The sequence below is a fragment of the Acidovorax sp. 210-6 genome, assembly GCF_010020825.1.
Classification (GTDB): domain Bacteria; phylum Pseudomonadota; class Gammaproteobacteria; order Burkholderiales; family Burkholderiaceae_C; genus Simplicispira; species Simplicispira sedimenti.
The window spans coordinates 900605-923225 of record NZ_JAACJE010000001.1 but is presented as its reverse complement, the minus strand read 5'-3'; the positions used below and the strand labels follow the sequence as shown (position 1 = coordinate 923225).

General features: G+C 66.0%; 34 protein-coding genes. 21 read left to right on the top strand and 13 right to left on the bottom strand.

Translation table 11 applies throughout. The features are described 5' to 3' along the window. Positions 1–111 precede the first annotated feature (111 nt). From arfB to GWK50_RS04325, 3 genes are all read right to left on the bottom strand, one after another. Positions 112–525 (bottom strand): alternative ribosome rescue aminoacyl-tRNA hydrolase ArfB, encoded by a 414-nt coding sequence (gene arfB / locus GWK50_RS04335; protein ID WP_277950289.1) that lies wholly within the window; start codon positions 523–525, stop codon positions 112–114. After that, positions 522–968 (bottom strand): type II 3-dehydroquinate dehydratase, encoded by a 447-nt coding sequence (aroQ, locus tag GWK50_RS04330; protein WP_162015464.1) that lies wholly within the window; start codon positions 966–968, stop codon positions 522–524. Before aroQ ends, arfB begins: the two co-directional genes overlap by 4 nt. A 97-nt stretch (positions 969–1065) precedes the next feature. Then, on the bottom strand, positions 1066–1410 hold the full coding sequence (locus GWK50_RS04325) for a hypothetical protein (protein ID WP_162015463.1): 345 nt from the start codon (positions 1408–1410) through the stop codon (positions 1066–1068). 175 nt (positions 1411–1585) lie between these two features. On the opposite strand from GWK50_RS04325, the gene GWK50_RS04320 reads away from it, so the two are divergent. The 3 genes from GWK50_RS04320 (at position 1586) to GWK50_RS04310 (ending at position 5778) form a co-directional block, all read left to right on the top strand. Further along, on the top strand, positions 1586–3427 hold the full coding sequence (locus GWK50_RS04320) for a glutamine--tRNA ligase/YqeY domain fusion protein (RefSeq protein WP_162015462.1): 1842 nt from the start codon (positions 1586–1588) through the stop codon (positions 3425–3427). A gap of 171 nt (positions 3428–3598) precedes the next feature. After that, positions 3599–4123 (top strand): HEPN domain-containing protein, encoded by a 525-nt coding sequence (locus tag GWK50_RS04315; protein WP_162015461.1) that lies wholly within the window; start codon positions 3599–3601, stop codon positions 4121–4123. After that, positions 4120–5778, top strand: a complete 1659-nt coding sequence (locus tag GWK50_RS04310; RefSeq protein ID WP_242455288.1) for an ATP-binding protein — start codon at positions 4120–4122, stop codon at positions 5776–5778. The genes GWK50_RS04315 and GWK50_RS04310 overlap by 4 nt, the downstream gene beginning before the upstream one ends. Positions 5779–5844: 66 nt before the next feature. Here GWK50_RS04310 and GWK50_RS04305 read toward each other — a convergent pair whose 3' ends face one another. After that, positions 5845–6132 (bottom strand): 3'-5' exonuclease, encoded by a 288-nt coding sequence (locus GWK50_RS04305; protein WP_162015460.1) that lies wholly within the window; start codon positions 6130–6132, stop codon positions 5845–5847. A gap of 88 nt (positions 6133–6220) precedes the next feature. On the opposite strand from GWK50_RS04305, the gene GWK50_RS04300 reads away from it, so the two are divergent. The 7 genes from GWK50_RS04300 (at position 6221) to GWK50_RS04270 (ending at position 9131) form a co-directional block, all read left to right on the top strand. After that, a complete protein-coding gene (locus GWK50_RS04300) occupies positions 6221–6529 on the top strand; it encodes a nucleotidyltransferase domain-containing protein (protein WP_162015459.1) in 309 nt (102 codons plus the stop codon). After that, positions 6519–6863 (top strand): HepT-like ribonuclease domain-containing protein, encoded by a 345-nt coding sequence (locus GWK50_RS04295; RefSeq protein WP_162015458.1) that lies wholly within the window; start codon positions 6519–6521, stop codon positions 6861–6863. Before GWK50_RS04300 ends, GWK50_RS04295 begins: the two co-directional genes overlap by 11 nt. Positions 6864–6885: 22 nt before the next feature. Continuing rightward, positions 6886–7134: an addiction module protein gene (locus tag GWK50_RS04290; RefSeq protein ID WP_162015457.1), complete on the top strand. Its 249-nt coding sequence runs from the start codon at positions 6886–6888 to the stop codon at positions 7132–7134. 116 nt (positions 7135–7250) lie between these two features. After that, the gene (locus tag GWK50_RS04285) at positions 7251–7562 is read left to right on the top strand and encodes a hypothetical protein (protein WP_162015456.1); all 312 of its coding nucleotides are present in this window, start codon (positions 7251–7253) and stop codon (positions 7560–7562) included. Between the two features lie 108 nt (positions 7563–7670). Next, a complete protein-coding gene (locus GWK50_RS04280; RefSeq protein ID WP_162015455.1) occupies positions 7671–7961 on the top strand; it encodes a nucleotidyltransferase domain-containing protein in 291 nt (96 codons plus the stop codon). Between the two features lie 113 nt (positions 7962–8074). Next, complete coding sequence (locus GWK50_RS04275; RefSeq protein ID WP_162015454.1) at positions 8075–8404, top strand: hypothetical protein; 330 nt, start codon at positions 8075–8077, stop codon at positions 8402–8404. A gap of 106 nt (positions 8405–8510) precedes the next feature. After that, complete coding sequence (locus tag GWK50_RS04270) at positions 8511–9131, top strand: DUF937 domain-containing protein (protein WP_162015453.1); 621 nt, start codon at positions 8511–8513, stop codon at positions 9129–9131. A 109-nt stretch (positions 9132–9240) separates the two neighbouring features. On the opposite strand, the gene GWK50_RS04265 is transcribed toward GWK50_RS04270, so the two are convergent. Together GWK50_RS04265 and GWK50_RS04260 are read right to left on the bottom strand one after the other, a co-directional pair. Further along, positions 9241–9468: a DUF2798 domain-containing protein gene (locus tag GWK50_RS04265; RefSeq protein WP_119967100.1), complete on the bottom strand. Its 228-nt coding sequence runs from the start codon at positions 9466–9468 to the stop codon at positions 9241–9243. Positions 9469–9515: 47 nt separating this feature from the next. Next, positions 9516–10007 carry a DUF2938 family protein gene (locus tag GWK50_RS04260; RefSeq protein WP_162015452.1) on the bottom strand — a complete coding sequence of 164 codons (492 nt, stop codon included), beginning with the start codon at positions 10005–10007 and terminating at the stop codon, positions 9516–9518. An 84-nt stretch (positions 10008–10091) separates the two neighbouring features. Between GWK50_RS04260 and GWK50_RS04255 the strand changes: the two genes are divergently transcribed. The 4 genes from GWK50_RS04255 (at position 10092) to GWK50_RS04240 (ending at position 13562) form a co-directional block, all read left to right on the top strand. Continuing rightward, positions 10092–10517: a helix-turn-helix domain-containing protein gene (locus GWK50_RS04255; protein ID WP_162015451.1), complete on the top strand. Its 426-nt coding sequence runs from the start codon at positions 10092–10094 to the stop codon at positions 10515–10517. A gap of 73 nt (positions 10518–10590) precedes the next feature. Continuing rightward, a complete protein-coding gene (locus tag GWK50_RS04250) occupies positions 10591–11148 on the top strand; it encodes a DUF924 family protein (RefSeq protein WP_162015450.1) in 558 nt (185 codons plus the stop codon). Positions 11149–11211: 63 nt separating this feature from the next. Further along, positions 11212–12582 (top strand): serine protease, encoded by a 1371-nt coding sequence (locus tag GWK50_RS04245; RefSeq protein WP_162015449.1) that lies wholly within the window; start codon positions 11212–11214, stop codon positions 12580–12582. Next, the gene (locus tag GWK50_RS04240; RefSeq protein WP_162015448.1) at positions 12579–13562 is read left to right on the top strand and encodes an FHA domain-containing protein; all 984 of its coding nucleotides are present in this window, start codon (positions 12579–12581) and stop codon (positions 13560–13562) included. Before GWK50_RS04245 ends, GWK50_RS04240 begins: the two co-directional genes overlap by 4 nt. A 38-nt stretch (positions 13563–13600) precedes the next feature. On the opposite strand, the gene GWK50_RS04235 is transcribed toward GWK50_RS04240, so the two are convergent. The 3 genes from GWK50_RS04235 to GWK50_RS04225 are packed head-to-tail and all read right to left on the bottom strand — an operon-like array spanning position 13601 to position 14861. Next, entirely contained in the window at positions 13601–14080 is a 480-nt protein-coding gene (locus GWK50_RS04235; RefSeq protein WP_162015447.1) for a hypothetical protein, read from the bottom strand. Continuing rightward, positions 14077–14496, bottom strand: coding sequence for an AsnC family transcriptional regulator (locus GWK50_RS04230; RefSeq protein WP_162015446.1), 420 nt, complete (start codon positions 14494–14496; stop codon positions 14077–14079). The genes GWK50_RS04235 and GWK50_RS04230 overlap by 4 nt, the downstream gene beginning before the upstream one ends. Continuing rightward, positions 14493–14861: a GIY-YIG nuclease family protein gene (locus GWK50_RS04225; protein ID WP_162015445.1), complete on the bottom strand. Its 369-nt coding sequence runs from the start codon at positions 14859–14861 to the stop codon at positions 14493–14495. Before GWK50_RS04225 ends, GWK50_RS04230 begins: the two co-directional genes overlap by 4 nt. A gap of 574 nt (positions 14862–15435) precedes the next feature. Here GWK50_RS04225 and GWK50_RS04220 point away from each other — a divergent pair. After that, the gene (locus GWK50_RS04220) at positions 15436–15753 is read left to right on the top strand and encodes a DUF2322 family protein (RefSeq protein ID WP_162015444.1); all 318 of its coding nucleotides are present in this window, start codon (positions 15436–15438) and stop codon (positions 15751–15753) included. 121 nt (positions 15754–15874) lie between these two features. Further along, complete coding sequence (locus tag GWK50_RS04215; protein ID WP_162015443.1) at positions 15875–16330, top strand: SRPBCC family protein; 456 nt, start codon at positions 15875–15877, stop codon at positions 16328–16330. Between the two features lie 79 nt (positions 16331–16409). Here GWK50_RS04215 and GWK50_RS04210 read toward each other — a convergent pair whose 3' ends face one another. Then, positions 16410–17171, bottom strand: coding sequence for a class I SAM-dependent methyltransferase (locus GWK50_RS04210; RefSeq protein ID WP_242455287.1), 762 nt, complete (start codon positions 17169–17171; stop codon positions 16410–16412). Positions 17172–17241: 70 nt separating this feature from the next. Between GWK50_RS04210 and GWK50_RS04205 the strand changes: the two genes are divergently transcribed. Next, on the top strand, positions 17242–18120 hold the full coding sequence (locus GWK50_RS04205) for a LysR family transcriptional regulator (RefSeq protein ID WP_162015442.1): 879 nt from the start codon (positions 17242–17244) through the stop codon (positions 18118–18120). Here GWK50_RS04205 and GWK50_RS04200 read toward each other — a convergent pair. Next, positions 18117–19046, bottom strand: a complete 930-nt coding sequence (locus tag GWK50_RS04200) for a M14 family metallocarboxypeptidase (RefSeq protein ID WP_162015441.1) — start codon at positions 19044–19046, stop codon at positions 18117–18119. The genes GWK50_RS04205 and GWK50_RS04200 overlap by 4 nt on opposite strands. Positions 19047–19135: 89 nt before the next feature. Here GWK50_RS04200 and GWK50_RS04195 point away from each other — a divergent pair, with 89 nt between their 5' ends. Continuing rightward, positions 19136–19387, top strand: a complete 252-nt coding sequence (locus GWK50_RS04195) for a hypothetical protein (protein WP_162015440.1) — start codon at positions 19136–19138, stop codon at positions 19385–19387. Positions 19388–19398: 11 nt separating this feature from the next. On the opposite strand, the gene GWK50_RS04190 is transcribed toward GWK50_RS04195, so the two are convergent. Next, a complete protein-coding gene (locus GWK50_RS04190) occupies positions 19399–19965 on the bottom strand; it encodes a DUF2242 domain-containing protein (RefSeq protein WP_162015439.1) in 567 nt (188 codons plus the stop codon). A 19-nt stretch (positions 19966–19984) separates the two neighbouring features. After that, positions 19985–20731 carry an SOS response-associated peptidase gene (locus GWK50_RS04185; RefSeq protein ID WP_162015438.1) on the bottom strand — a complete coding sequence of 249 codons (747 nt, stop codon included), beginning with the start codon at positions 20729–20731 and terminating at the stop codon, positions 19985–19987. Positions 20732–20791: 60 nt separating this feature from the next. Here GWK50_RS04185 and GWK50_RS04180 point away from each other — a divergent pair, with 60 nt between their 5' ends. The 3 genes from GWK50_RS04180 to GWK50_RS04170 are packed head-to-tail and all read left to right on the top strand — an operon-like array spanning position 20792 to position 22612. Next, positions 20792–21679 carry a peptidoglycan DD-metalloendopeptidase family protein gene (locus GWK50_RS04180; RefSeq protein WP_162015437.1) on the top strand — a complete coding sequence of 296 codons (888 nt, stop codon included), beginning with the start codon at positions 20792–20794 and terminating at the stop codon, positions 21677–21679. A 40-nt stretch (positions 21680–21719) separates the two neighbouring features. Beyond that, positions 21720–22193, top strand: coding sequence for a YeeE/YedE thiosulfate transporter family protein (locus tag GWK50_RS04175; RefSeq protein ID WP_162015436.1), 474 nt, complete (start codon positions 21720–21722; stop codon positions 22191–22193). An 11-nt stretch (positions 22194–22204) separates the two neighbouring features. Beyond that, positions 22205–22612, top strand: coding sequence for a DUF6691 family protein (locus GWK50_RS04170; RefSeq protein WP_242455286.1), 408 nt, complete (start codon positions 22205–22207; stop codon positions 22610–22612). The last annotated feature ends 9 nt before the right edge of the window (positions 22613–22621 follow it).

Genomic DNA, 22621 nt, shown 5'->3' with positions numbered 1-22621 from the left:
CCGGCACTGTAAAAGTTTAGGAAGCGCGCATAAAGCACCCGCCCGCCGACTCTACGTTCCAAAAATGGCGCGAATAACTTCCATGGAGCCCTTCGCGGCAGCATAACGCACCTACATGGGCACCTTGCCGCGCAAAGCCTTGGTCTGGCCGCGCTGGCTTTTGGACTCCAACCGGCGCTGCTTCGATCCGTAAGTGGGCTTGGTGGGCCTGCGCACCAGCGGCGCGTGCGCCACGCTCTGCACCAGCGCATTGAGCCGTGCCAGCGCGTCGGCGCGGTTCAGGTCCTGGCTGCGGTACTGCTGGGCCTTGATGACGACCACGCCCTCTTGCGTGATGCGGCTGTCGCGCAGCGCCAGCAGGCGCGCCTTCACGTCCAGGGGCAAGAACGAAGCGCCAATGTCGAAGCGCAGGTGCACCGCACTCGACACCTTGTTGACGTTCTGCCCGCCCGCGCCCTGGGCGCGCATGGCGGTGATTTCGACCTCGTCCTCGGTGATGGCGGGCAGGGCCGCGGCCGTCGTCACTGCATCTGCGCCAGCGCGTCGATGGCCAGCCCATAGCCCGCCACGCCAAAGCCGCACATCACGGCCCGCGCCACCGCCGACAGGTAGGAATGGTGGCGGAACGCCTCGCGCGCGTGCACGTTGCTGATGTGCAACTCGATCAGCGTCACGCCCGTGCCCTTGACGGCGTCCGCCAGCGCCACGCTGGTGTGCGTGTAAGCCCCGGCATTGAGCACCAGGCCCGCCAACTCCCCGGCAGCCTGCAGGCGGCCCGCCTCGTGGATCCAGTCGATCAGCGCGCCCTCATGGTTGCTTTGGTGAAAGCGCAGCGAGAAACCGTGGCGCGCGCAAGCTGCGGCGCAGATCTGCTCCACATCGGCCAGCGTTTGCGCGCCATAGACGGCGGGTTCGCGCGTGCCCAGCAGGTTCAGGTTGGGGCCATTGAGGACAAAAACGGTTTTCACAGGCAGCACTCTCCGGGGTGGCGTGGCGCCCGCCCCTGTGGCGGGCCGCCTGCGGAATTATGCGGCCTGGCCTGCGGCGGCAGCCGCAGGGTGGGGATCAGCGATCCCAGCGGTCATAGTCTCGATGACCCCGATGGCCGCGGTGATGGTGGCGGTGGTGACGATGTTCCCGGTAGTAATAGCCGGGAGGCGGTGCGTAGTACACCGGAGCAGGCGCCGTGTAATAGATCGGGCGCGGCGGAGGCGGTGGTGCGTAGTACACAGGCGCCGGGGCCACATACACGGGGTAACCGCCATTGCCCACCCCTACCGACACCCCAGGGGAGTTGACCCCCACAGACCAATACACATCACGCGCCTGCGCAGGGGCTGCACCCACGGCCAGTGCCAATGCCACACCGGCCGCAGCCACCATGCCAAGGAAAGAACGGGTTGAGGACATCACAATCTCCTTTACCAGCCAGGGCCCCGGCACCGTGCCAGACCCTGCCCATGTGCAGCTAACGCACGAGGTAGGCCAAAGGATGGCAGAAACCGCCCACTTTTTTGTTTCTGGACGTACACACGCCATCTGGCAGCGCGCAAAACTTCACGGGGGCGCCCCCTAAAATGCCCGCATGAGCACCCCCACCCCCGCCAACACCCTACCCGCGGCCACCGCCGCGGCTGCCGAAACCACCCGTCCCAGCAACTTCCTGCGCCAAATCATCGAGAACGACCTCGATAAAGGCACCTACGCCACCCGCCGCTGGGCCGGCAGCCCCGGCGACGCCGCCCACCACGCGGCCGGCCAGCCCGACCCCGCCAAGATCCGCACCCGCTTTCCCCCCGAGCCCAACGGCTACCTGCACGTAGGCCACGCCAAGAGCATCTGCCTGAACTTCGGCCTGGCGCGCGACTACGGCGGCGTGTGCCACCTGCGCTTTGACGACACCAACCCCGAGAAGGAAGACCAGGAGTACGTCAACAGCATCATCGACGCCGTGAAATGGCTGGGCTTCGACTGGGCCCAGCCCGGCAACGACCAGCCCTACCAGGCCAGCGACTACTTCGACTTCATGTACCGCGCCGCCGAGTACCTGATCGAGGCCGGCCACGCCTACGTGGACGAGCAGACGCCCGAGCAGATGCGCGCCAACCGGGGCGACTTCGGCAAGCCCGGCGTGGACAGCCCGTTCCGCAGCCGCACCCCCGCCGAGAACCTGCGCATCTTCCGCGAAATGCGCGACGGCCAGCACGCCGACGGCGCCATGGTGCTGCGCGCCAAGATCGACATGGCCAGCCCCAACATCAACCTGCGCGACCCGGCCATCTACCGCATCAAGCACGCAGAGCACCACAACACCGGCAACAAGTGGTGCATCTACCCCATGTACACCTTCGCGCACCCCATCGAGGACGCGCTGGAGCAGATCACCCACAGCATCTGCACGCTGGAATTTGAAGACCAGCGCCCCTTCTACGACTGGCTGATGGAGCGCCTCATCGAAGGCGGCCTGCTGGCATCGCCCCCGCCCAGGCAGTACGAATTTGCCCGCCTGAACCTCACCTATGTGGTCACCAGCAAGCGCAAGCTGGCCCAACTGGTGAACGAAAAACACGTGAGCGGCTGGGACGACCCGCGCATGCCCACCATCGTGGGCCTGCGCCGCCGGGGCTACACGCCAGAGAGCATCCAGCTCTTTGCCGAACGCATCGGCGTGACCAAGGACTACTCCTGGATCGACTACAGCACCCTCGAAGGCTGCCTGCGCGAAGACCTGGAAAACAAGGCCCACCGCGGCATGGCCGTGCTGGACCCGGTCAAGCTCGTGCTAACCAACTGGGCCGAAGTGTTTGGCTCGGACGCCTACCTGGAGGCCTGCACCCAGCCCGCCCTGCCCCACAGCGCCATCGCCGAAGGCCAGACGCCCCCGCCCGACCGCGTGTTCCAGATCGGCAAGGAAGTGTGGATTGAGCGCGAGGACTTCGAGGAAGTGCCGCCCAAGGGCTACAAGCGCCTGTTCCCCGGCAACGTGGTGCGCCTGAAGGGCGGCTATGTCATCGAATGCACCGGCGTGGGTACGAAAGACGCTGACGGTAAGGTCGCCGAAGTGCACGCCAAGGTCATCCCAAACACCAAGAGCGGCACCCCCGGCGCCGACAGCGTGAAGGCCAAGGCCGCCATCACCTGGGTGGGCGTGGCCGACGGTGTACAGGCCGAGGTGCGCCTGTACGACCGCCTGTTCACCGACGCCCAGCCCGACGCGGGCGGCAAGGACTTCCTGGCCCTGCTGAACCCCGGCAGCCTGAAGGTGGTGAAGGCGTATGTGGAGCCGTCATTGGCTGCGGCCAAGCCGGACCAGAAATTCCAGTTCGAACGCCACGGCTACTTTGTGGCGGACCGCGTGGATCATGGCGTGGGTGAGAAGGTGGTGTTCAACCGGGTGACGGGGTTGAAGGACTCCTGGGGGAAATAGATATTCGAAGCGCGCGAACTGCTCGGATGTCTCTTTATTGCAAGTGACTAATCACAAAAAACTCAATCCATTGCCTCACCCACCATATAACGCAGCAATCTAGCGACCAAAACACAGCAGCACCTTCGATCTCCGATCAAAAAAGTAACTAATTTTTCAGGGTAGCGCTCCATGACAAGAAGAATCACAGACAGCGAGCTTTTACTTATTTCCAAGGCAAAGCACGAAAAATTAAAAAACTACTCGGAGGGTGTATCGCTTGCAGCAAGATCTGGAAAGAGTATCGAAGAGCTCAGGACCAAGGTTGCGAAGGACAGATTAGCACTTGCACAGCAGCAGTTAATTGCAGCAAAGAAGGCCATCGATTCGACATCATTACTTTCTCGCACAGCGGTGAGTCGTGCGTACTACGCCATGTATCATGCCGCCAGGGCTGCAACGTATATTTCCTTTGGAGGGGACGACCATGAAGAACACAGCAAGCTGCCAACTCAGCTACCTGATGATTTCCCCGATGTACAAAACTGGAAAATAAAACTAAAAAATGCTCGATTGGACAGAAATCGAGCCGACTACGATCCTTACCCAAAAAAAGACTCCGAATTTAAGGAGTGTGCAGAGACTCTATACGCTGATGCTCGGAGCTTTCTTCGATCAGCCAAAGACTACGTTCAAACCAAATCCACCGAATCATGACTGAAGAAATCGATATCCGAAATTTGGTTCAAGGTGAAATGAATCGCGCCGGAATCGATATTACATCGATTCAAATACGCACTTTCCCTGGAGAGGTCATTGTAATTGTCGAGGTGATCAATGATTTTCAACGTGCAATTTCTATCGCAGAGAGCCTTGACTCAAAGATAGAGAACGGGTTTGTCACTGTAAAGCGCGCCAAGCAGATCACAGGAAAGAAGTCTGGCAGTCAAGTAAGTGGCGTCCACGATCAAAGGGTAGGGGATTTACTTAATTTACTCAGCACTCGCTCAAGAACCTCCGAAAGTCAGCCAAGCCTTCGATACATCAAGGACGTCGAAGAAAGACTCTCCGGCGCAATGGCACCACGCCACAACCTAATCTTCGGCAGACGCGGTGTTGGCAAGACATCATTGATGCTTGAGGCAAAAAGGCTACTAGAAGCTGACGGAGCCCTTGTACTCTGGGCCAATGCTCAATCCTTGAGAAGCCTCGGTGTCGGCAGCGCCTTTTTGACCATCGCACTGAAGATATGCGACTTATTACTTTCCCAAACTGACTTGGTGCGGGGCTCTCGACTTGGGTTTGATGCTCTTCGCAACTTGCGCGCGGGCATCGAGCAACGATTTTCCGCATCAAACACCCCTTTATCCGAAGTAGCAAATATCGTTCCGCTACTGCAACAAGAGTGTTCGCGATTCTGCCTTCAAAGTCAAAAGACAATATTTTTGTTCATTGATGATGTCCACTATCTACCCAGCGCCGAAGTTCCAAGATTTTTAGATCTACTACATGGCGTAACGCGCGACAATTCGGTATGGCTAAAAATCGCAGGAATTCAACACCAAACTCGATGGTTTATCCCTGTTCCACCCACAGGCTTGCAGACAGGTCATGATGCAACAATTATCGCGCTTGATGTCACATTGGAGCATCCTGAACGTGCAAAGAAATTTCTTGAGGACGTTCTTAGAGGCTACATTGAAGAGTGTGGAGCCGTCCCCCTTAGTAAAGTGCTGAATGGAGCAGCTTTAGATCGTCTCGTTTTAGCCTCCGGGGGTGTTCCTCGCGATTTCTTGACCCTATGTGCCACATCAATCCAGACAGCTCGACAGCGTCAGAATGCTAAGACAGTTGGAGTGCAGGATGTTAATAATGCCGCTGGCGTGGCTGGACAGACAAAACTTCAGGAATTGGAAGATGATGCTGCGGCAACAGATGGACGCTCGGGGGAACTGGTTGCATCTTTGAATGCGGTGAGAAGCTTCCTCTTGAACGATGAGCAAATAACCTATTTCCGAGTTGACTTTAGAGACAAGGAGAATTTACCGGCAGAATACCGCGTACTGCAAGCACTTGCTGACCTGCGCATGCTCCATCTCATCAACCCTAGCGTTTCTGACCAACATCATGCCGGACAGCGCTCGGAGGTCTATTTGTTGGATCTAAGCCAATACACAGGCTCTCGTTTAAAGCAAGGTATCCATGTCCTTGATTTTGAGAAGGGTCATCTAGTTCTTAAACGCACTCGTAGTTCTGAGAAGCCACGAGTGGGCGATACGAACTTGAAATTGGTTTCCTTGCTCAGACGCGCACCTGTGTTCCCACTTGTGCAGCTGTCGGGGCATACAAGAACCTCTATGGGAATAGATTGAGCGCCCGTCAAAGTAACTCTCGACGGTTCGGGCAGATTTTGGAGTGCGGAAGGATTTTCCGCCCATCTATAGGCAAGCTGCGAACCTTCCGGCCCCACTCGCCCCAATCACCAACCGCTGCGTTGCCCGCGTAGCCCCTACATAGAACAGCCGCGCTTCCTCGCGCTCGTCTTCGCCCTCAGCGGGCAGGCGCCCGGCGCCGACCAGCGCCACCACCGGGAAATCCAGCCCTTTGCTGACGTGCAGCGTCATCACCTTGACGCTGTCGTGCGCGGGGTCGAACACGCTGGACGAGTTCCGGCGCAGCTGGTGCGGCAGCTCGCGTTTGCGCTGGAATTCGGCGCACATGTCCATTTCGCTGTGTATTTGGGGTCAGATTCCAGTTCTGACTCTCAGCTCATGTGGCTGGCGTACGGAAAACCCCACCGGTACACTTAGCCCAATGCACCCCGCCATCGCCCAACACCGCCCCGGCATTGCCGCCATCTGCCAGCGCTACGGCATTCGGCGGCTGGAGGTGTTTGGTTCGGCTGCACGGGCAAGTGACTTTGACCCAGCTCACAGCGATGCCGATTTTCTGGTGGAGTTTGCACCGGGTATCGAGCCCGGGCTTCATGCGATTTTTGGCGCAAAGGCTGATCTGGAAGCGCTGCTGGGTCGGGGCGTGGATTTGGTGGAGCCCGGTGCGGTGCGCAACCCCTATGTGCTGGACAGCATCAACCGCCACCGCGAGGCCGTTTATGCAGCGTGACCCGCGTGCTTTCTTGTGGGACGTGCGCGAGGCGGCGCTGGCTATCCAGTCGTTCACCACGGGCATGGACGCACCGGCCTACGCAGCCAATCCGATGGCGCAAGCGGCTGTGGAGCGCAAATTTGAAATCATTGGCGAAGCGCTGAACCAACTGTCCAAACTGGACACGGCCGTAGCGGCCCGCATTCCTGACCTGGCGCAAATCGTGGCGTTCCGCAACCAGCTCATCCATGGTTATGCGACGGTGAATGTCGGCACGGTATGGAACATCAGCCAAACCGCCCTACCTGCGCTGCGGGATGCCGTGCAGGGTCTTCTAGACGAACTTGGTTAGAGCTCGACCCGGAAACCCATTCATGACGCCCACCTCCGAAACCTTGAGCACCCAAGCCGCCCAACTGGCGCCGGAAGAGCGAATTCAACTGGTGGAGCGCATTTTGAACAGCCTGGATCAGCCCGACGCGGCACTGGATGCGCTTTGGGCCAACGAGGCCAGCGACCGACTGGCCGCCTACCGGCGCGGTGAAATCAAGGCGGTGGGCTTGCCTGATGTGATTGCCAAGTACCAGCAAAGCGCTCGCTACTGGAAGAATCGACTTGGTTGAGCGTAAGGCTGCGCATCAACCCAAAAACTCCTATATTGATAGCTGCTTACGCTTATCCATCAAGCACTAGAGGCCAATTTCATCCAGAAAAGCTGCAGCACCGTCAAAGCCCATCCATGACGCGTCCTTTCACCCCCACCTTCGCCCATGTGCCGCCCGGCCCGGTGGCAGGCCCCTTGCAGTTGCTGCCCGTCAGCGCCGAGGTGGTGGCGGTGCACACGGCCGATGGGGCGCATGTGGGCTCGCTCAAAAAGGTAGGCGGGGTCTGGAAGTTCAAGGCCATGGGCTACGGCGCTGCCGGTGGCATGGAGCCGGGCCACGGCCCGCTGACGGAGCAGCACAACATGCAGTTCGCCACGCCCGATGCTGCCGAGGTGAGTGCACGGCTGCTGGGGGCGCTGGCGGGCACACCGGGGTCATTGCCTTGATTCCTTGCATACCCAGTTTGCTTCTATTTTTATAGCTGCTTGCGCAATATTCATGAGCGTTGGAAGCCGATTTTTCAAAAAATGGCCTGCTCCGCTAAACTTCCACCCATGCGCCCTTCCCAAGCCCTCAGCCAGCACCGTGAAGCCGTCTGCCGTGCCGCAGCACGCTACCACGTGGCCAACCCTCGGGTGTTTGGTTCGGCTCTGCGTGGGGACGATGGCGACGGCAGCGATCTGGACCTGTTGGTGGACACACTGCCCGGTACCACGTTGCTGGATCTGGGTGGCCTACAGGACGAACTGCAGGAGTTGCTAGGGGTGCCGGTCGATGTGCTCACCCTCAAGGACCTGCCAGCCAAGTTCCGCGATACCGTCGCCCAGGAAGCCCGGCCTGTATGACCGTGAACAGGCTGGCGGATTATCTGGATTTGATCTGACACCGTCGAGCGCAGCAGCTTTTCGGCGCCCCCTGTTCCTAACCATCGATTTTTCAACGACCTCTGCGCTCACCCATGCGCCGCCGCAAACCCCACCACCACGTTTACGTGGTCGAACTCTCCAAGGACGTGCTGAACGAGCCGCGCTTTCGCAAGTGCAACCCCGGCTACATCGACGGCAAGCCCTGCGTGTACGTGGGCATGACGGGGCTGGACCCCGACGTGCGCTTTGACAAGCACAAGGCGGGCATCCAGGCCAACCGCTTTGTGGCGCAATACGGCCTGCGGCTGCTGCCTGACTTGTACGAGGGTTTCAACCCCATGGGCTATGAAGAGGCGGTGGACCGGGAGATCGAGATCGGCATCGATTTGCGCTCTGCAGGCTTTGGGGTGTGGCAGGCCTGAACCGGTGGGCCATGGCTGCCATCCACCCGGCACGCTGCGCTGCACACATCGCCGTTGGGGCATACCATGCGGATTGCCTACCGCTCTTTCTGAAAGGATGCCCGCCATGAACTCCCCCGCCTCCCTTGTCGATGAACTGATGGCCCAGCTCCAGGGCGCGCCACTGCAGCAGATGGCGCAGCAACTGGGCACCAGCCCTGCGCAGGCCCAGGACGCCGTGGGCGCGGCCTTGCCGCTGCTGCTGGGCGCGCTGGGGCGCAATGCGGCGCAGCCGCAAGGCGCGATGGATTTGTTTGGTGCCTTGCAGCGCGACCACGGCGGCGGTGCGGATCTGGGCGGGCTGCTCGGTTCGCTGCTGGGCGGTGGCGCGGGCGGTGGCGGTGGCCTGCAAGACGGTGCGGCCATCCTCGGCCACATCTTTGGCGGCAACCAGCAGCGCGCCGAGGCCGGGCTGGGCCAGGCCACGGGGCTGGGTGCCAATGCCGGGCAGTTGCTGCAGATGCTGGCGCCCATCGTGATGTCGTTCCTGGCGCAACGCATGCAGTCGGGCGGCATGGATGCCGATGGCCTGGGCCAGGTGCTGGGCCAGGAGCGTGCGCGCGTGCAGCAGCAACGGGGGCTGGGTGGCGGCCTGCTGGGCAGCCTGCTCGACCAGGATGGCGATGGCCAGGTGGGGCTGGGCGACTTGCTCAAGATCGGCGGCGGGCTGATGGGCGGCCGGCGCTGAAGCGCTTTTGCTATATTTTAAATAGCTACTAGCGCTTTATCCACGAGCGTAAGAGGCTATTTTTCCTTGAAACACAGGCAGGCCACCAGGGCCTGCCCAAGGCGGCGCATCACCCCTGCCGCGTCAGCCAGCCCACCGCCTTGCGCGTGAGCGGCGCCACCACCAGCACCACCGGAAAGGCGATAAGCCACGCCGTCAGCCAGGCCGTGGCCCACAGGCCGGGGAAGTGGGCCGCCAGCCCCACGGCGCGGGCGGTGGAGATGCCGGAGACCAGCAGCGACATCAGACCGGAAAGGATGAAGCCGAACAGTGCGGGGGCGTATTTTTGGGGGAACATGGTGAACTCTCTTTCGTGGATGAAGGTGGAAGGGAAATGACGGCTGCTCAGCGGCCGATCTGCTGCACGGCTACCGCCGCGAGGTACAGGCCCACACCAAACACGGCATGGTTGGTCAGGCTGCGCGCACAGTTCTGGAGCGGCGCGGGCGTCTTGCGGGCCGCGAAGCCCAGCCCCATGGCGGGCTGCATGACGAACAGCGGCACGGCCACGGTGCCCACGCCAAAGGCCAGCGCGGGCCACAGCGTGGGGGCCTGCAGCCAGCCGCCCGGCAAGGCTGCCAGCAGCGCGGCGAAGGCGATGCCCACAAGGTAGTGCACCAGCCAGCCCAGGCCGCGTTCGCCCGCCACGGGCGCGGCCTGCGCGATGGCGGCGTGGCGCCAGCGCCCGCGCAGGCCGTGCCCGACCCAGCGGCCGAGCAGCACAAAGTTCATGGTGGGCAGGCCCAGGCGCTGCAACAGCAGCAGCCAGGCGTCCAGCACGGCGGTGGCGCCCGCGCCCACGAGGGCGATGGTGGCAAGGTCTTGAAGTGAAGGCATGTGAAAACTCCTTTGCAATGGACCGCCGGAGCGGTTGTTGGTTAATATAGAAGTTCAAGTCAACTTCAAGTCAAGAGGTTTTTGGTGGATATTTCCGAGGTCGCCAGGCTGTCGGGGGTGCCGGCCTCGGCGCTGCGCTATTACGAGAGCAAGGGGCTCATCCACGCACTGGCGCGCGACGGCGGGCGGCGCCGCTTCGCGCCCGAAGTGCTGGACCAGCTTGCACTCATCGCGCTGGGGCAGGCGGCGGGTTTCTCGCTGGACGAGATCCGCAGCATGTTCACGCCCGGCGGAGAGCCCAACATCGACCGCACGCTGCTGTCCGCCAAGGCCGACGAGCTGGACCGCACGGTCAAGCGCCTCAAGGCCATGAGCGAGGGCCTGCGCCACGCCGCCGTGTGCCCCGCGCCCAGCCATGCGGCGTGCCCGTCGTTCCAGCGGCTGCTCAAGGCGGCGGCGGCCGGCATGATGGAGGCGCAGCCCCGGCCGCTGGCGCCGCGCGGGAAATGAGCGCAACCGCTCCTTTTTCAATAGCTTGTTGCGCTTGATCCATGGGCGTTACAGGCTGATTTGATTCAAAACCATGCCCCAATCAACCCCCACCGACCCCACGGCCGTGCTGCAATTCTGGTTCGACGAGCTGAGCGCCGCGCAGCACTTCGCCAAGGATGCCGCGCTCGACGCCGCCATCACCCAGCGCTTTGCCCTCACCTTGGAGGCCGCCGCGCGCGGCGAGCTCTCAAGCTGGCGCGCCAGCACGCCGGGGCGGCTGGCCGAGATCGTGGTGCTGGACCAGTTCTCGCGCAACGTGTGGCGCGACACGCCGCGCGCCTTCGCGCAGGACGGCATGGCCCTGGTGCTGGCGCAGGAGCTGGTGGCCAGCGGCCAGGACCGCGCCCTGCCTCCCGCGCAGCGGGCCTTTGCCTACATGCCCTACATGCACAGCGAGTCGGCCGCCATCCACGCGCAGTCGGTGCAGCTCTTCGCGCAGCCGGGGCTGGAGGGCAACCTGCGCTTCGCACTGCAGCACCAGGCCATCATCGAGCGCTTTGGCCGCTACCCGCACCGCAACGCCGTGCTGGGGCGGGCGTCCACGGCGCAGGAGCTGGCGTTCCTGAGCGAGCCGGGCTCGTCGTTCTGACCTCTGCCCCGGTGCCCGCACTCGCGCCATGGGAGCGCCACAAGCCCTCCCTACAATGCCGCGATGCCTTTTTCCACCCGCTGGCGGCTTCGGCTTGTCACCCCTCTCCTTTGGCTGGCCTGCGGCCTGGCCAGTGCCCAGAACCCACCGGTAGCCGCCGATGCGCCCGGCGCCCCCGCCTCGGCCGCGCAACCCTCGGCGGCGCAGGCGGCAGCGCTCTCACGCGACGCCCGGCGCATCCATGCGCTGTCGCGCGACAAGCTGCTGCAGATCCGCACGCTGCTGCGCACCTCCAACACCCAGGCGTCCATTGGCTCGGGCTTTTTCGTGTCGGCCGACGGGCTGATCGTGACCAACTTCCATGTGGCCAGCCAGTTGGCGCTGGAGCCCGAGCGCTACCGTGGCGTGTACGTCACCATCGACGGGCAGGAGGGTGACGTCGATCTGCTGGCGTTCGACGTGCAGCACGATGTGGCCGTGCTGCGTGCAGGCCAACGCACCGCCCCTGCGCCAGTGCTGGAGTTCCGCCCCGCCGCCGAGCCCCTGGCCCAGGGCGAGCGCATCTACTCGCTGGGCAACCCGCTGGACATTGGCTTTGCCGTCACCGAAGGCACCTACAACGGCCTGGTGCGGCGCAGCTTCTACCCGCGCATCTTCTTTGGCGGCACGCTCAACCCCGGCATGAGCGGCGGCCCCGCTGTGGACGACGCCGGGCGCGTGCTGGGCGTGAACGTGGCCAAGCGGCTCGATGGCGAGCAGGTGAGCTTTCTCATCCCGGCCGAGTTTGCCCAGGCCCTGGTGCAGCGCGCGGCCAGCGCCCAGCCCATCACGCAGCCCGCCCACAAGGAGGTGGCGCGGCAACTGCTGGTGCACCAGCAGTTGCTGACCGAGCGCTTTTTGCAGACCCCCTTCCAGGAGCAGCGCCACGGCAACTACCTGGTGCCCGTGCCCGACGACGCGCTGGCGCGCTGCTGGGGCAGCGGGCGCGACCCGGACTACAGCGCGCTGCACCTGGAGCGCTCGGCATGCCAGACCAACAGCCATGTGGTGGCGGGCGACTTCAGCACCGGCACGGTGCGCCTGGGCTACGAGGCCTACAGCGCCCCCAGCTACGGTGCGGCGCGCTTCGCGCACATGTATTCGCGCAGCTTTGCCAATGAACGCATTCCCAACCGGGGCAGCCGCCAAAAGACGGCGGCCGAGTGTGCCGAGCGCTTTGTGGACCAGGGCGGCCTGCCGCTGCGCGCGGTGGTCTGCATGTCGGCCTACCGCAAGCTGCCCGGCCTGTACGACATGACGGTGCTGGCCGCCACCCTCAACCAGCCCACGCAGGGCGTGCTGGGCCGCCTGGACGTGCGCGGCATTGGCTTTGACAACGGCCTGAAGCTGGCCGAGCGCTTTCTGCAGTCCTTCCGGTGGGAGGCCGCGCCATGATGCCCACCCTGGCCCTGCTGGAGGCCTTTGACCGCCACGGCGCGCTGCTGGCGCGCGCACCCGTCACGCGCTGGCCCGTCACCGTGGGCCGCAGCCTGGAATGCGACCTGGTGCTGGACGACCCGCATGTGGCGCCCACGCACCTGCGCATCGACCGGGCTGCGGACGCGCCCCGCACTGTGCGCGTGGAGGTGCAGCACACCCTCAACGGCGCCCTGCTGCAGCGCAAGCGCCACGCCAGTGGCGAGCGCTTCGACTGGCCCGACGGCGCGCCGCTGGAGATCGGCCGCACGCGCCTTGCGCTGCGCCTGGCCGATGCACCCATCGCCGCCGAGCTGCCGCTGCCGCACTTCCCCTGGCGCACGTTAGCCGCCACCGTGGCCCTGCTGGCACTGATGCTGGCCGCCGTGCTGGCCGCTGAGTGGCTGAAGGCCGACGACAGCACCAAGTACCTGAAGGCGCTGCCCGGCGCGCTGCTGGGCATAGCGCTGTTCATGGGCGGCTGGGCCGGGCTGTGGGCCATTGCCAACAAGGTGTTCGACGGCCACCTGCAGTTCTGGCGCCACATGCGCATTGCCTGCGCGCTGTACCTGGGGGCCGAGGCCGTGTCGCTGGCGGCCAGCCTGGCTGCGTTTGCGCTGTCGTGGGAGGCTGTCTCGCGCTTTGGCTATGTGCTCATCACCCTGGTGCTGGCCGCAGGCATCTACGCCCACCTGGCCGCCGTGCTGCCGCGCCGCCGCACCGGCCTGGCCTGGACGGTGGGCGCCGTGCTGGCCCTGGGCCTGCCCGCCTGGATGGGGGTGCAGTGGCTCAACCATGCGCGGCTGTCGAACCAGCTGTACATGAGCAGCCTGTTCCCGCCCAGCCTGCGCGTGGCCCCCGCCGTGCCGGTGCCCCAGTTCACGCAGGAAGCCGGGGCGCTGCGCGAGCGGCTGGAGCGCCGCGTGAAAGCGGACGACGACAACGAGGACGAGGAGTAGCGCCCGCTGCCAGGCCGGCGGCCTGGCCTGGCGGACTTTTACCGCCCCGCAAACGTCGCCAGCGGCGCGCGCACGCGCTGCGCCGCCAGCGCCAGCCACGCGGGCGTGCCCAGGCCCGCCACCAGGTCGTGGCGCAGCAGGCCCCAGTGCGGGTCGTCCGGGTCCAGGCCCAGGGCCTCAATGAACGGCGCCTGCACGATGAAGCACTGGCACCGGTAGGGCAGCAGGTAGGCGGCGCGGTCTGCATCCAGCACGGCCAGGGCGTCTTCGTGGCGCGCGAACCAGTGGTTGAGCAGGATGCCGGTACCTGGCGCGTGCCAGAAGTCGCCCAGGTCATCCCCCGCCGTGGCTTGGCCACACAGCACGCGACGGGCGTGGTCCCAGTGGGCAAAGCCCACGGCACGCGCGGCGTCGTGCAGGCAGTCGGCCAGTTGCAGGCTGCCCGCCACGCCCTCGCGCCGCGCGCGGTTGAGCCGCACGCGGGCGCGGGTCTTGAGTTCGTCCAGCGCGCTGTTCACGCAGACCCCGCCATGGTGGTGGGCGCCAGGTGGCGCAGCAGCGCCGCCGCATCCGTGGAGCCTGCGGGCAGGCCCCGCAGCGCGTCGGCGCACAGCGCGCCTGCCGTGGCACGGGCTTCGTCCAGCACGGCGCGGCCGGCGGGGCGCAGGCTGACCTGGCCCGCCGCGCGCGCGATGTGGCCGGTCTTCTCCAGAGGGATCAGGCGGCGCACCACGGACGACAGCGGCACGCCCAGTGGCGCCACCAGCGCCGCCGTGGGCAGGCAGCCGCCCTCGGCCCGCGCCAGCGCGTGCAGCAGGATGAAATCGGCATGGCCGATGCCGTGCCAGGTGCCCAGCGCGTCGTCCAGCGCCAGTTGCAGCCGGGCGTGGGCCAGGCTGATGCCCAGGCAGAGGTCGAGGGCCGGCGCGCTCATGCCGCCAGCTCCTCTTGCCACAGCGCGAGCAGCGCGGCCAGGTCGGCACGGTGCTCGGCGTCGGTGGCATCGGCGCGGGGTTTCAGCGTATCGAGCACCTCGAAGCACAGCGCCGCCTCGCCGTGCGTGCGCCAGGCCTGCTGCAGGCGCCGGTCGGTGTGGCCGCCCAGGCGCAACTGGAAGCGCTCGCGGTTGAACGCGCCCGGCAGATTGGTGCTGGCCTTGACGCAGACGAGCTGCTGCGCATCGCAGCGGATCGCGTACACGCCCATGGGCGGCGGGTTGTCCTTGTAGTGGCGGACGAGCGCGCGGCGCTGCGCGGCGGCGCCGGGCTGGGGGGATGGGAAAACGGGGGATGAGTCCATGACAGGTTCCTTGGCATCGTGTGCGGCCACCCCGCGCGGGGCCGACGAAACAAGGGATGAAGCTGTCAGGCAACGAGAAAAAAGCCCGTGGTGCGGGCCGAGGGTGAGAGCCTCTTGTGCGGGCGGGCGCCCCTCAGCACCCGTGGGGCGGATTCTAGTGTATTGTTTCACTCTGATTGGTACTTTCAGCCAGTGGCCAAGGGGTCAGCTGCTAGGCGCAGGGGCGCAGGCATAACGGGTTACGTCAAGCCACTGCAACAACGCAGATGGCCCCTTGGCCACTGGCCCGAAGGGAGCCCCGAAAAAGCTGCCCAGCGTCGTTGCAGCGCTTGACAAGGGCGCCGCCATTGCCTGCGCGCCGCGCCTAGCCGGGCAGCTTTTTCGGGGCTCTGAAAGTGCCAATCAGAGTGAAACACTACACAAGCAAGGGGGCGCGTTGTCTTGCGATCCGCCCGGCACCGGCACCGTGCCATCGCCGTGGGGAGCCGCTGATTGCTTCGGTTTTGGTAGCATCTTGCGCTTGATACACAAGCCTCCAAGGCACTTTTCATCCAAACCTCTGCCCCCACAGACCATGAACTTCGCCGACCGCCTCAAGCAACTACCTTCCGCCTCCCACCTCGCTGCCCTGCACCTGCTGGGCGCGGACGGGCAGGTGCTGGCCACCCTGGAGAACAAACCCGGCCAGGCCGGCTCGCTGGCGGTGTACGCCGCCCTGGCGGCGCTGTACGGCGGCCACATCACGCCCGCCGCCGCGCGCCTGGGGCTGGAGTGGTACGCCGAGCACACGCAGGACGCGCTGGCCTACCCCGGCAAGCACCCCAACATCGACCGCCTGCGGGCCTGGGCCGAGGGCAGCGAGAGCTACCGCGTGCAGACCATCGCGGCCTGAGGGCGCGCTGGCGTGGCGCCCTGGGCCGTGCGCTGCGGCGCACGCGCTATCGTCGTACAGTGGTGGCCGGGTCGTGCCGCCCCGGACCTTGCCGGCACCGCTGTTCGAAAGGAGCCCGCCCATGACCGCCCCCACCGGCACCGTCACCCTGCACCGCGTGCTGCGCGCGCCGCCCGAGCGCGTGTACCGCGCCTTCCTCGACCCCGACGCCATGGCCAAATGGCTGCCGCCGCACGGTTTCACCGGGCGGGTGCTGGAGCAGGACCTGCGTGTGGGCGGCCGCTACCGCATGCAGTTCACCAACCTGGGCAACGGCCAGGTGCACGCCTTTGGCGGCGAGTACCTGGAGCTGGTGCCGGGCGAGCGCATCGTCAACACCGACCGCTTCGACACCCCCGACCTTCCAGGCGAAATGCGCACCACGGTCACGCTCCAGGCCGTGGCCGTGGGCACGGAGCTGCGCGTGGTGCAGGAGGGCATTCCCGCCGCCATCCCCACCGCCGAGTGCTACCTGGGCTGGCAGGATTCGCTGCAACTGCTGGCGCTGCTGGTGGAGCCAGAGATTCCGGCCATGTGATGGCGCTATTGTTTCAATAGCTGCCAGCGCTTTACTGATGGGCTTTAGAGGCCAATTTCATTCAGATCTTACACACCCGTCAGTGCGGGGCCGGTGCGGGGTCGGCCACCGTGGCCGCCTGGTGCGGCTTGCGCGCCACGATGTAGGGGCGCACGTCGCGGCCCTTGGTGGCGTGGCGCTCCACGGCCAGCACCTCGAAGCCATGGCGCGCAATGGCGGCCTCCAGCGTCGGCCCTTGGAAGCAGTGCACGGGTGGCGCCAAGCCCAGGGCGCGCGCCAGCGGTAGCGCCACCCAAGGGATCAGCGGGTTCATCTCCGCCACGCACGGCGTTTTGGAGATAAAGAACCCGCCAGGCCGCAGCGCCTGCCACACGGCGTCCAGCCCGCCGTCCAGGTCAGGCAGCAGGTGCAGCACGTTGAAGGCCAGCACCACGTCGTAGGCCTGGGGCGCCTGCCGGGCGGCGCCTGCAGCGTCCAGCACGGCAAAGTCCAGTTGCGCCACCGGGGTGGCCGCGAGCTTTTCCTGGGCAATGGCCACCATCTGGGAAGACACATCGGTGGCATGCAGGCGCCGCACCCGGTGGGCCAGGCGCAAGGCCGTGGTGCCGGTGCCGCAGCCAATCTCCAGCACCTGGTCTGACTCGGCCAGCAGTTCGCTGGTGCGGCGCAGGCTGGCCTCGTAACCGGCCTCGTCGGCAATGGGGCTGGCGGCGTATTTGCGCGCCATCTTGTCCCAGAAGCGAGCGCTCTGGCGCAGAGCGGCGGGGTCGGGTGGCGCGGGCGGCAACGCGTTTGTGGCCAGGGGGGTGGGCGTGGTCGTCATGGCGGGGCGTGAAAACATGCAGCGATGCTATCCATACACCAATCAACTGCATAGGCCCATAATTTGCAGTTCAGTAATACGTTTTTGCATGAATCACCCCGACTGGAACCTCTTACGCGCGTTTCTGGAGACGGCGGACACCGGCTCGCTCTCGGCCGCCGCGCGCAAGCTGGGGCAGACCCAGCCCACGCTGAGCCGCCAGGTGGCCGCGCTGGAGCAGCAACTGGGCGTGACGCTGTTCGAGCGCGTGGGCAAGCGCATGGTGCTGACGGCCACGGGCCAGGCGCTGCTGGCCCAGGCCCGCGCCATGGGCGCTGCCGCGGATGCCCTGGCACTCATGGCCACGGGACGGTCGCAGGCGGTGGAGGGGGTGGTGTCAGTGTCGGCCAGCGATGCGGTGGCGGCCCACATCCTGCCCCGCGCGGTGGCGCGGCTGCGCCAGCAGGCGCCGGGCATCGTGATCGAGGTGGTGACCACCAACCAGCTCAGCGACCTGCTGCGCCGCGAGGCAGACATCGCCATCCGCCATGTGGCGCCCGACCAGCCGGACCTGATCGGGCGGCTGATTCGCCATGCGACGGCGGGCTTTTACGCCAGCAGCGCCTGGGTGGCTGCACACGGGCACCCGCGCACTGCTGCCGATGCGGCGCATTGCGACTTCATCGGCGCGGACCGCGCAGGCCGCTACCAGGCCTACCTGCAGGCGCATGGCCTGCCGGTGGGGGCGGCGCAGTTCAAGGTGCTGGCCGAGAACGCCTCCACCGCCTGGGAGATGGTGCGCCAGGGCCTGGGCATTGGCACCATGATGGACGAGATTGCGCAGCAAACGCCGGGCGTGGTGCGCGTGCTGGACGAGGTGCCTGCGGTGCGGTTTCCGGTATGGCTGGTCACGCACCGCGAGCTGCACACGGCGCGCCGCATCCGCTGTGTGTTCGATCTGCTGGCGGACGAACTGCGCAACGGCTAGGCCGACGCCTGCGCCAGCACGAAATCGATCGCCGCGCACACCGCCGCCGCCTGCGCGGCGTTGCATTGCTCGGGCGTGGCGCGGGGGCTGTCGGGGTAGACCTCGGTGGTGCTGGTGTAGCGCGCGCCGGTCACGCTGGCGCACAGGCCCAGCGTGCGCAGCGGGTAGCGGATCACGCCGCGCGCCACGGCGGGCGAGCCGATGAGCTGGCCCTGCGCGTCGGTGGGGGCGATGTGGGTGATCTTTTCCACCGCTGCGATGATGGCCTGCTGGAAGGCGGGCTGGGGATTCTCGGTGTCGTCCACCAGGTAGAAGCCGTCGGGGATGCTGCCGGGCTCGAACGGCTTGCCGTCGCGCGCGGCCAGCGCGGGGCGGAATTCGGTTTCGTCGGTGTCGGTGGTTTCGTGCAGGTCAATGTGCGCGGCAAACTGCCCGCGCAGCGGCGCCACCAAGCGCATGAGCGCCGCTGCCTCCTGCGCCGGGCTGGGCTCGCGGAACGAACGGTTGGGGTCGATGGCGTCGTGGTTCCAGCGCTGGATGTGCTCGTAGCCCCAGGGGCTGACGCAGGGCACCACCAGCAGGTTGACCCGCCCGGCGTAGCCTGCGGCATGCTCGCGTGCAAAGCGCAGCGCGCCGTGCACACCGCTGGTTTCGTAGCCGTGCACGCCGCCCGTCACCAGCACGGTGGGTCGGTGGTCCTGCCAGTCCTTGCTGCGCAGGGCGTGCAGGGGGTAGCGGCGGCTGCCGTACACCAGCTCGCCGTAGGGCTCGCGCTGCCACTGCGCATCCAGCCCCACCAGCGCGGCCAGCACATCGTCGGCATGGCTGCGCTGGCGCACCTGGCGCGCGCGCCACTGGGCGACTTCTTCAGGCCCCCAGGGCTGGCCTGGGGTACCGATGGTGGCGTGGGCAAAGGCAGAGGACATGGCAAACAGCGCGTGGGCAGGTGGTGGTTCGCACCATTGTGCCAACACATGGGTTACCCTCGGGCCCCACCTACCCTTGGAGCGCCCGCATGAAAACCCTCAAAGTCACCATCGAACTGGAAATGTCCGTCCCGGACGATTGGCAACTGGTGCAGACCTCCGAAGGCACGCCAGTCATCCGCATGGCCGACGGCGCCTTCCTGGACATGGCCGTGGAGCCCCTGTTTGCCGCCAACCCCGAAGACGTGTGGAGCAGCACCGAGGACGAGGACGAACTGAACGACATCCTCGACATGGTGGACAGCGAGGCCGTGACCTACGAGTTTGTGGCGCAGGAGTAAGGCCGGGCCGCTCAGTCCTCCTGCGCCTCGGCCGTGCCGAGGTAGCCGCGCACCAGCTCGAAAAAACTGTCGTAGAAGGCCTCGCTGGCAATGGTTTCGCTGCCCACCTTGACCAGCGCCTCGCTGCCCGCCGTCAGCGGCACCGACACCGAGCCGATGCCGCCCACGCCCAGGCTGGCGGAGTTGCTGACCTTCTTGACCGTGTAGCGGTCTTGTACCGCCGTGACAAAGCCGGTGCTGAGCACGCCTTGCGGCGCGTCGGGCACGCAGACCACGCGGATGTAGATTTGCAGGTGCGATTCGGCGTCGGGCTGGAAGTTCTTGCGCCCCTCCACCTGCTCGGCCGATGCCGCCTGGATCAGGTAGCCCTGGCTGAGCAAGGCGCGGCGCGCAGCCTCGCAGGTGTGCGCGGGGGCGGCATCGAACAGGCGCGCATAGGTGGCCACCGAGGCGAACTTCTCCTGCGGCCCATGGTGCGGCAGAGGTGGTGCGGCGCACCCCGCCAGCACCAGCGCGGCGCAGAGCAGTGCCCCTGCGGCCGAAACCCTCCAACGGTTTTTTTTTGCTTCATTGTTCATAGCTGTCAGCGCTTTTCCATCAAGCGTTTGGGCCACTTTTTGCTGAAAAGTTCTGCGCTGGTCGCACCCGCTCTTTCTGCACCGGGTTGGCCGTGAGCCAGTTGGCGGGATAGCTGCGCAAAAACTCGCGGGCCTTTTCCGGGTGGGCGCCAAGCCAGGCGTCGTAGGCGCCTTCGCTCAGCACCGCAGGCATGCGCTTTTCGCTGCCGTCATGGCCATAGCGGTGCATCAGCGCGTGGTTGTTGGCGTTCACCGTCAGCAGGGTGTAGCTGGTGATGGTCTCGCCCTCGGCCCCCGTCCAGCACTCCCACAGGCCCGCCACGCCCATCGGCTGGCCGTCCACCCGCGCGATGCGCGTGGGCACGGGCTTGCCGCTGCGCAGGTCGTCCACGAAGAAGGCCATCATGGGCACGATGCAGCGCCGCGCGCCCAGCCAGGCCTCGCGGAAGTTGTTGGAGGTGGTGACGGTTTCCGCCCGCGCGTTGACCAGCTTGGTCGAGCGCAGCTTGGCGTCGGACGCTGACTTGACCCAGGGCGGCACCAGACCGAACTGCCCCGCGACCAGTTCGCGCACGGGCTTCTCGCGCTCCGGGGGCGGCTCCTGGGGTTCCTGCACTGGCGCCTGCTCCGGCGCTGGCGCCTTTCGGATGAAAACGCCGGGCCGGCGCGGCACCAGGCTGCGCCCCAGGGGCGTGTCGGGCGGCGCCACGTGGAAGGCTTCAGGGTACAACGCGTCGGGGTGCACGCTCTCGTAATGGGTGGTCATGCGCCATGCTATCTGAAGGCGCACGGCGCCCGGACCGATGGCCGCTGCACAATGCAGGCCATGCGTTTCACCCGCCCTTTTCCCTCGCGGCGTGCCCTGCTGGGCACCCTCGGCCTGCTGGCACTGCCCACGGGCGCCTTCGCCAGCCCACGCACAGAGCCCGTGGCCACGGCGGATGCCGCTGTCTGGCCGCGCGCCCTGGCGGTGCCTGGCGGCGTGGCCCGGCTCTCGCTGGGACCGGCAGCCGCGCGGCCTCAGGCGTTTGCGGGCGATGTGCCGCTGCTGGTACAGGGCGATGCGCAGGGATGGACGGCCGTGGTGGGCATTGCCCTGGCGGTAGAGCCCGGCACCGCGCACATCAGCGTGCGCGGGCCGGACGGAAGCACACGACCGGTGGGCTACCGCATCGCCGCCAAGCGCTACGCCGAGCAGCAGCTCAAGGTGTCGCCGCGCACCGTGGACCTGTCGCCCGAGGACCAGGCGCGCTTTGAACGCGAGCGTGCCCACCAGCAGGCGGTGATGGCCACATTCACCGAGCCCGATCCTGCCGTGCATGCCTCCCTGCGCATGCAGGTACCCACGCCGGGGCGGCGCTCCAGCTCGTTCGGGCTGCGGCGGGTGTTCAACGGGCAGGCACGCAACCCACACAGCGGCATGGACATCGCTGCACCCACGGGCACGCCGGTGGTGGCGCCGCTGCCAGGCCGGGTGATCGACACGGGCGACTATTTTTTCAACGGCAACACCGTGTGGCTGGACCACGGCGGCGGGCTGCTCACCATGGTGTGCCACCTGAGCCAGATCACCGTGCAGGTGGGCGACGTGCTGCGCACCGGAGAACCGCTGGGCACGGTGGGTGCCACGGGCCGTGCCACCGGGCCGCACCTGCACTGGGGCGTGATGCTCAACCGGGCCATGGTGGACCCAGCGCTGTTTCTACCGAACTGACCATTTCACCCCTTCGGATTTCAGACCCGCAGCAAATTCCATGAACCTGACCCTTTCCCTCTTTCCCTTCGGCTGGCAGCACTACCTGCTGGGCGGGCTGCTCATCGGCAGCGCGGTGGCGCTGCTGTTTGTCTTCACCGGCCTGATCGGCGGCATGAGCACGGTGTTTTCGTCCACCTGGTCGTTCGTGGTGCAGCGGCCGTTCTTCCAGCAGGCGCGCTTTACCGATTCACGCGGCTGGCGCCTGGTCTATGCCCTGGGCCTCATTCTGGGAGCGCTGGTGTGGTGGCTGGGCTTTGCCGATGGCGCACCGCAGTCCACCAGCATTCCGGTGTGGCAGCTGCTGGCGGGCGGCTTTCTGGTGGGCTACGGCGCCCGGCTGGGCAATGGCTGCACGTCGGGCCACGGCATCTGCGGGCTGGGCTCGCTGCAGTGGCCGTCGCTGCTGGCGGTGCTGACCTTCATGGGCACGGCCTTTCTGACGGCCAACATCGTGGCAAGGTGGCTGGCATGAGCGCGCAAGGCATGTCTCTATCGCGCTTTGCGGCCGTGCTGGCGGCGGGCGCCCTGTTCGGCTTCGGCCTGGCGCTCTCGACCATGGTGCGGCCCGAGGTCGTGCTCGGCTTTTTGCGCTTTCAGGACTTTGGCCTGATGCTGGTGATGGGCGGCGCCGTGGTGGTGACGCTGCTGGCCTACAAGCTGGCGCCGCGCCTGCGGGCACGCCCGCTGCTGGGCGGCAGCTTTCATGCCCACCCCAGCGCCTGGAACCGTGACACCGCCGTGGGCGCAGCGCTGTTTGGCGTGGGCTGGGGGCTGTGCGGCGTGTGCCCTGGGCCCGCCATTGCCGGGCTGGGCACGGGCAACTGGACGCTGCTGTGGGCGCTGGGCGGCATTGCCCTGGGCGCGCTGGTGCAGGGGCTGCGCGCCCGGTAGCCCCGCACC

What these genes read in the sequence shown, in the direction of transcription:
- GWK50_RS04310 (WP_242455288.1), top strand. Translation starts at nt 4,120, where the DNA reads ATGACTGAAGAAATCGATATCCGAAATTTGGTTCAAGGTGAAATGAAT.
- GWK50_RS04260 (WP_162015452.1), bottom strand. Translation starts at nt 10,007, where the DNA reads ATGCCTTCACTTCAAGACCTTGCCACCATCGCCCTCGTGGGCGCGGGC.
- GWK50_RS04250 (WP_162015450.1), top strand. Translation starts at nt 10,591, where the DNA reads ATGCCCCAATCAACCCCCACCGACCCCACGGCCGTGCTGCAATTCTGG.
- GWK50_RS04265 (WP_119967100.1), bottom strand. Translation starts at nt 9,468, where the DNA reads ATGTTCCCCCAAAAATACGCCCCCGCACTGTTCGGCTTCATCCTTTCC.
- GWK50_RS04285 (WP_162015456.1), top strand. Translation starts at nt 7,251, where the DNA reads ATGACGCGTCCTTTCACCCCCACCTTCGCCCATGTGCCGCCCGGCCCG.
- GWK50_RS04280 (WP_162015455.1), top strand. Translation starts at nt 7,671, where the DNA reads ATGCGCCCTTCCCAAGCCCTCAGCCAGCACCGTGAAGCCGTCTGCCGT.
- GWK50_RS04195 (WP_162015440.1), top strand. Translation starts at nt 19,136, where the DNA reads ATGAAAACCCTCAAAGTCACCATCGAACTGGAAATGTCCGTCCCGGAC.
- GWK50_RS04300 (WP_162015459.1), top strand. Translation starts at nt 6,221, where the DNA reads ATGCACCCCGCCATCGCCCAACACCGCCCCGGCATTGCCGCCATCTGC.
- GWK50_RS04185 (WP_162015438.1), bottom strand. Translation starts at nt 20,731, where the DNA reads ATGACCACCCATTACGAGAGCGTGCACCCCGACGCGTTGTACCCTGAA.
- GWK50_RS04270 (WP_162015453.1), top strand. Translation starts at nt 8,511, where the DNA reads ATGAACTCCCCCGCCTCCCTTGTCGATGAACTGATGGCCCAGCTCCAG.
- GWK50_RS04170 (WP_242455286.1), top strand. Translation starts at nt 22,205, where the DNA reads ATGTCTCTATCGCGCTTTGCGGCCGTGCTGGCGGCGGGCGCCCTGTTC.
- GWK50_RS04180 (WP_162015437.1), top strand. Translation starts at nt 20,792, where the DNA reads ATGCGTTTCACCCGCCCTTTTCCCTCGCGGCGTGCCCTGCTGGGCACC.
- GWK50_RS04305 (WP_162015460.1), bottom strand. Translation starts at nt 6,132, where the DNA reads ATGGACATGTGCGCCGAATTCCAGCGCAAACGCGAGCTGCCGCACCAG.
- GWK50_RS04290 (WP_162015457.1), top strand. Translation starts at nt 6,886, where the DNA reads ATGACGCCCACCTCCGAAACCTTGAGCACCCAAGCCGCCCAACTGGCG.
- GWK50_RS04200 (WP_162015441.1), bottom strand. Translation starts at nt 19,046, where the DNA reads ATGTCCTCTGCCTTTGCCCACGCCACCATCGGTACCCCAGGCCAGCCC.
- GWK50_RS04220 (WP_162015444.1), top strand. Translation starts at nt 15,436, where the DNA reads ATGAACTTCGCCGACCGCCTCAAGCAACTACCTTCCGCCTCCCACCTC.
- GWK50_RS04320 (WP_162015462.1), top strand. Translation starts at nt 1,586, where the DNA reads ATGAGCACCCCCACCCCCGCCAACACCCTACCCGCGGCCACCGCCGCG.
- GWK50_RS04205 (WP_162015442.1), top strand. Translation starts at nt 17,242, where the DNA reads ATGAATCACCCCGACTGGAACCTCTTACGCGCGTTTCTGGAGACGGCG.
- GWK50_RS04210 (WP_242455287.1), bottom strand. Translation starts at nt 17,171, where the DNA reads ATGTTTTCACGCCCCGCCATGACGACCACGCCCACCCCCCTGGCCACA.
- GWK50_RS04275 (WP_162015454.1), top strand. Translation starts at nt 8,075, where the DNA reads ATGCGCCGCCGCAAACCCCACCACCACGTTTACGTGGTCGAACTCTCC.
- GWK50_RS04225 (WP_162015445.1), bottom strand. Translation starts at nt 14,861, where the DNA reads ATGGACTCATCCCCCGTTTTCCCATCCCCCCAGCCCGGCGCCGCCGCG.
- GWK50_RS04215 (WP_162015443.1), top strand. Translation starts at nt 15,875, where the DNA reads ATGACCGCCCCCACCGGCACCGTCACCCTGCACCGCGTGCTGCGCGCG.
- GWK50_RS04315 (WP_162015461.1), top strand. Translation starts at nt 3,599, where the DNA reads ATGACAAGAAGAATCACAGACAGCGAGCTTTTACTTATTTCCAAGGCA.
- GWK50_RS04230 (WP_162015446.1), bottom strand. Translation starts at nt 14,496, where the DNA reads ATGAGCGCGCCGGCCCTCGACCTCTGCCTGGGCATCAGCCTGGCCCAC.
- GWK50_RS04190 (WP_162015439.1), bottom strand. Translation starts at nt 19,965, where the DNA reads ATGAACAATGAAGCAAAAAAAAACCGTTGGAGGGTTTCGGCCGCAGGG.
- GWK50_RS04240 (WP_162015448.1), top strand. Translation starts at nt 12,579, where the DNA reads ATGATGCCCACCCTGGCCCTGCTGGAGGCCTTTGACCGCCACGGCGCG.
- GWK50_RS04245 (WP_162015449.1), top strand. Translation starts at nt 11,212, where the DNA reads ATGCCTTTTTCCACCCGCTGGCGGCTTCGGCTTGTCACCCCTCTCCTT.
- GWK50_RS04175 (WP_162015436.1), top strand. Translation starts at nt 21,720, where the DNA reads ATGAACCTGACCCTTTCCCTCTTTCCCTTCGGCTGGCAGCACTACCTG.
- GWK50_RS04325 (WP_162015463.1), bottom strand. Translation starts at nt 1,410, where the DNA reads ATGTCCTCAACCCGTTCTTTCCTTGGCATGGTGGCTGCGGCCGGTGTG.
- GWK50_RS04295 (WP_162015458.1), top strand. Translation starts at nt 6,519, where the DNA reads ATGCAGCGTGACCCGCGTGCTTTCTTGTGGGACGTGCGCGAGGCGGCG.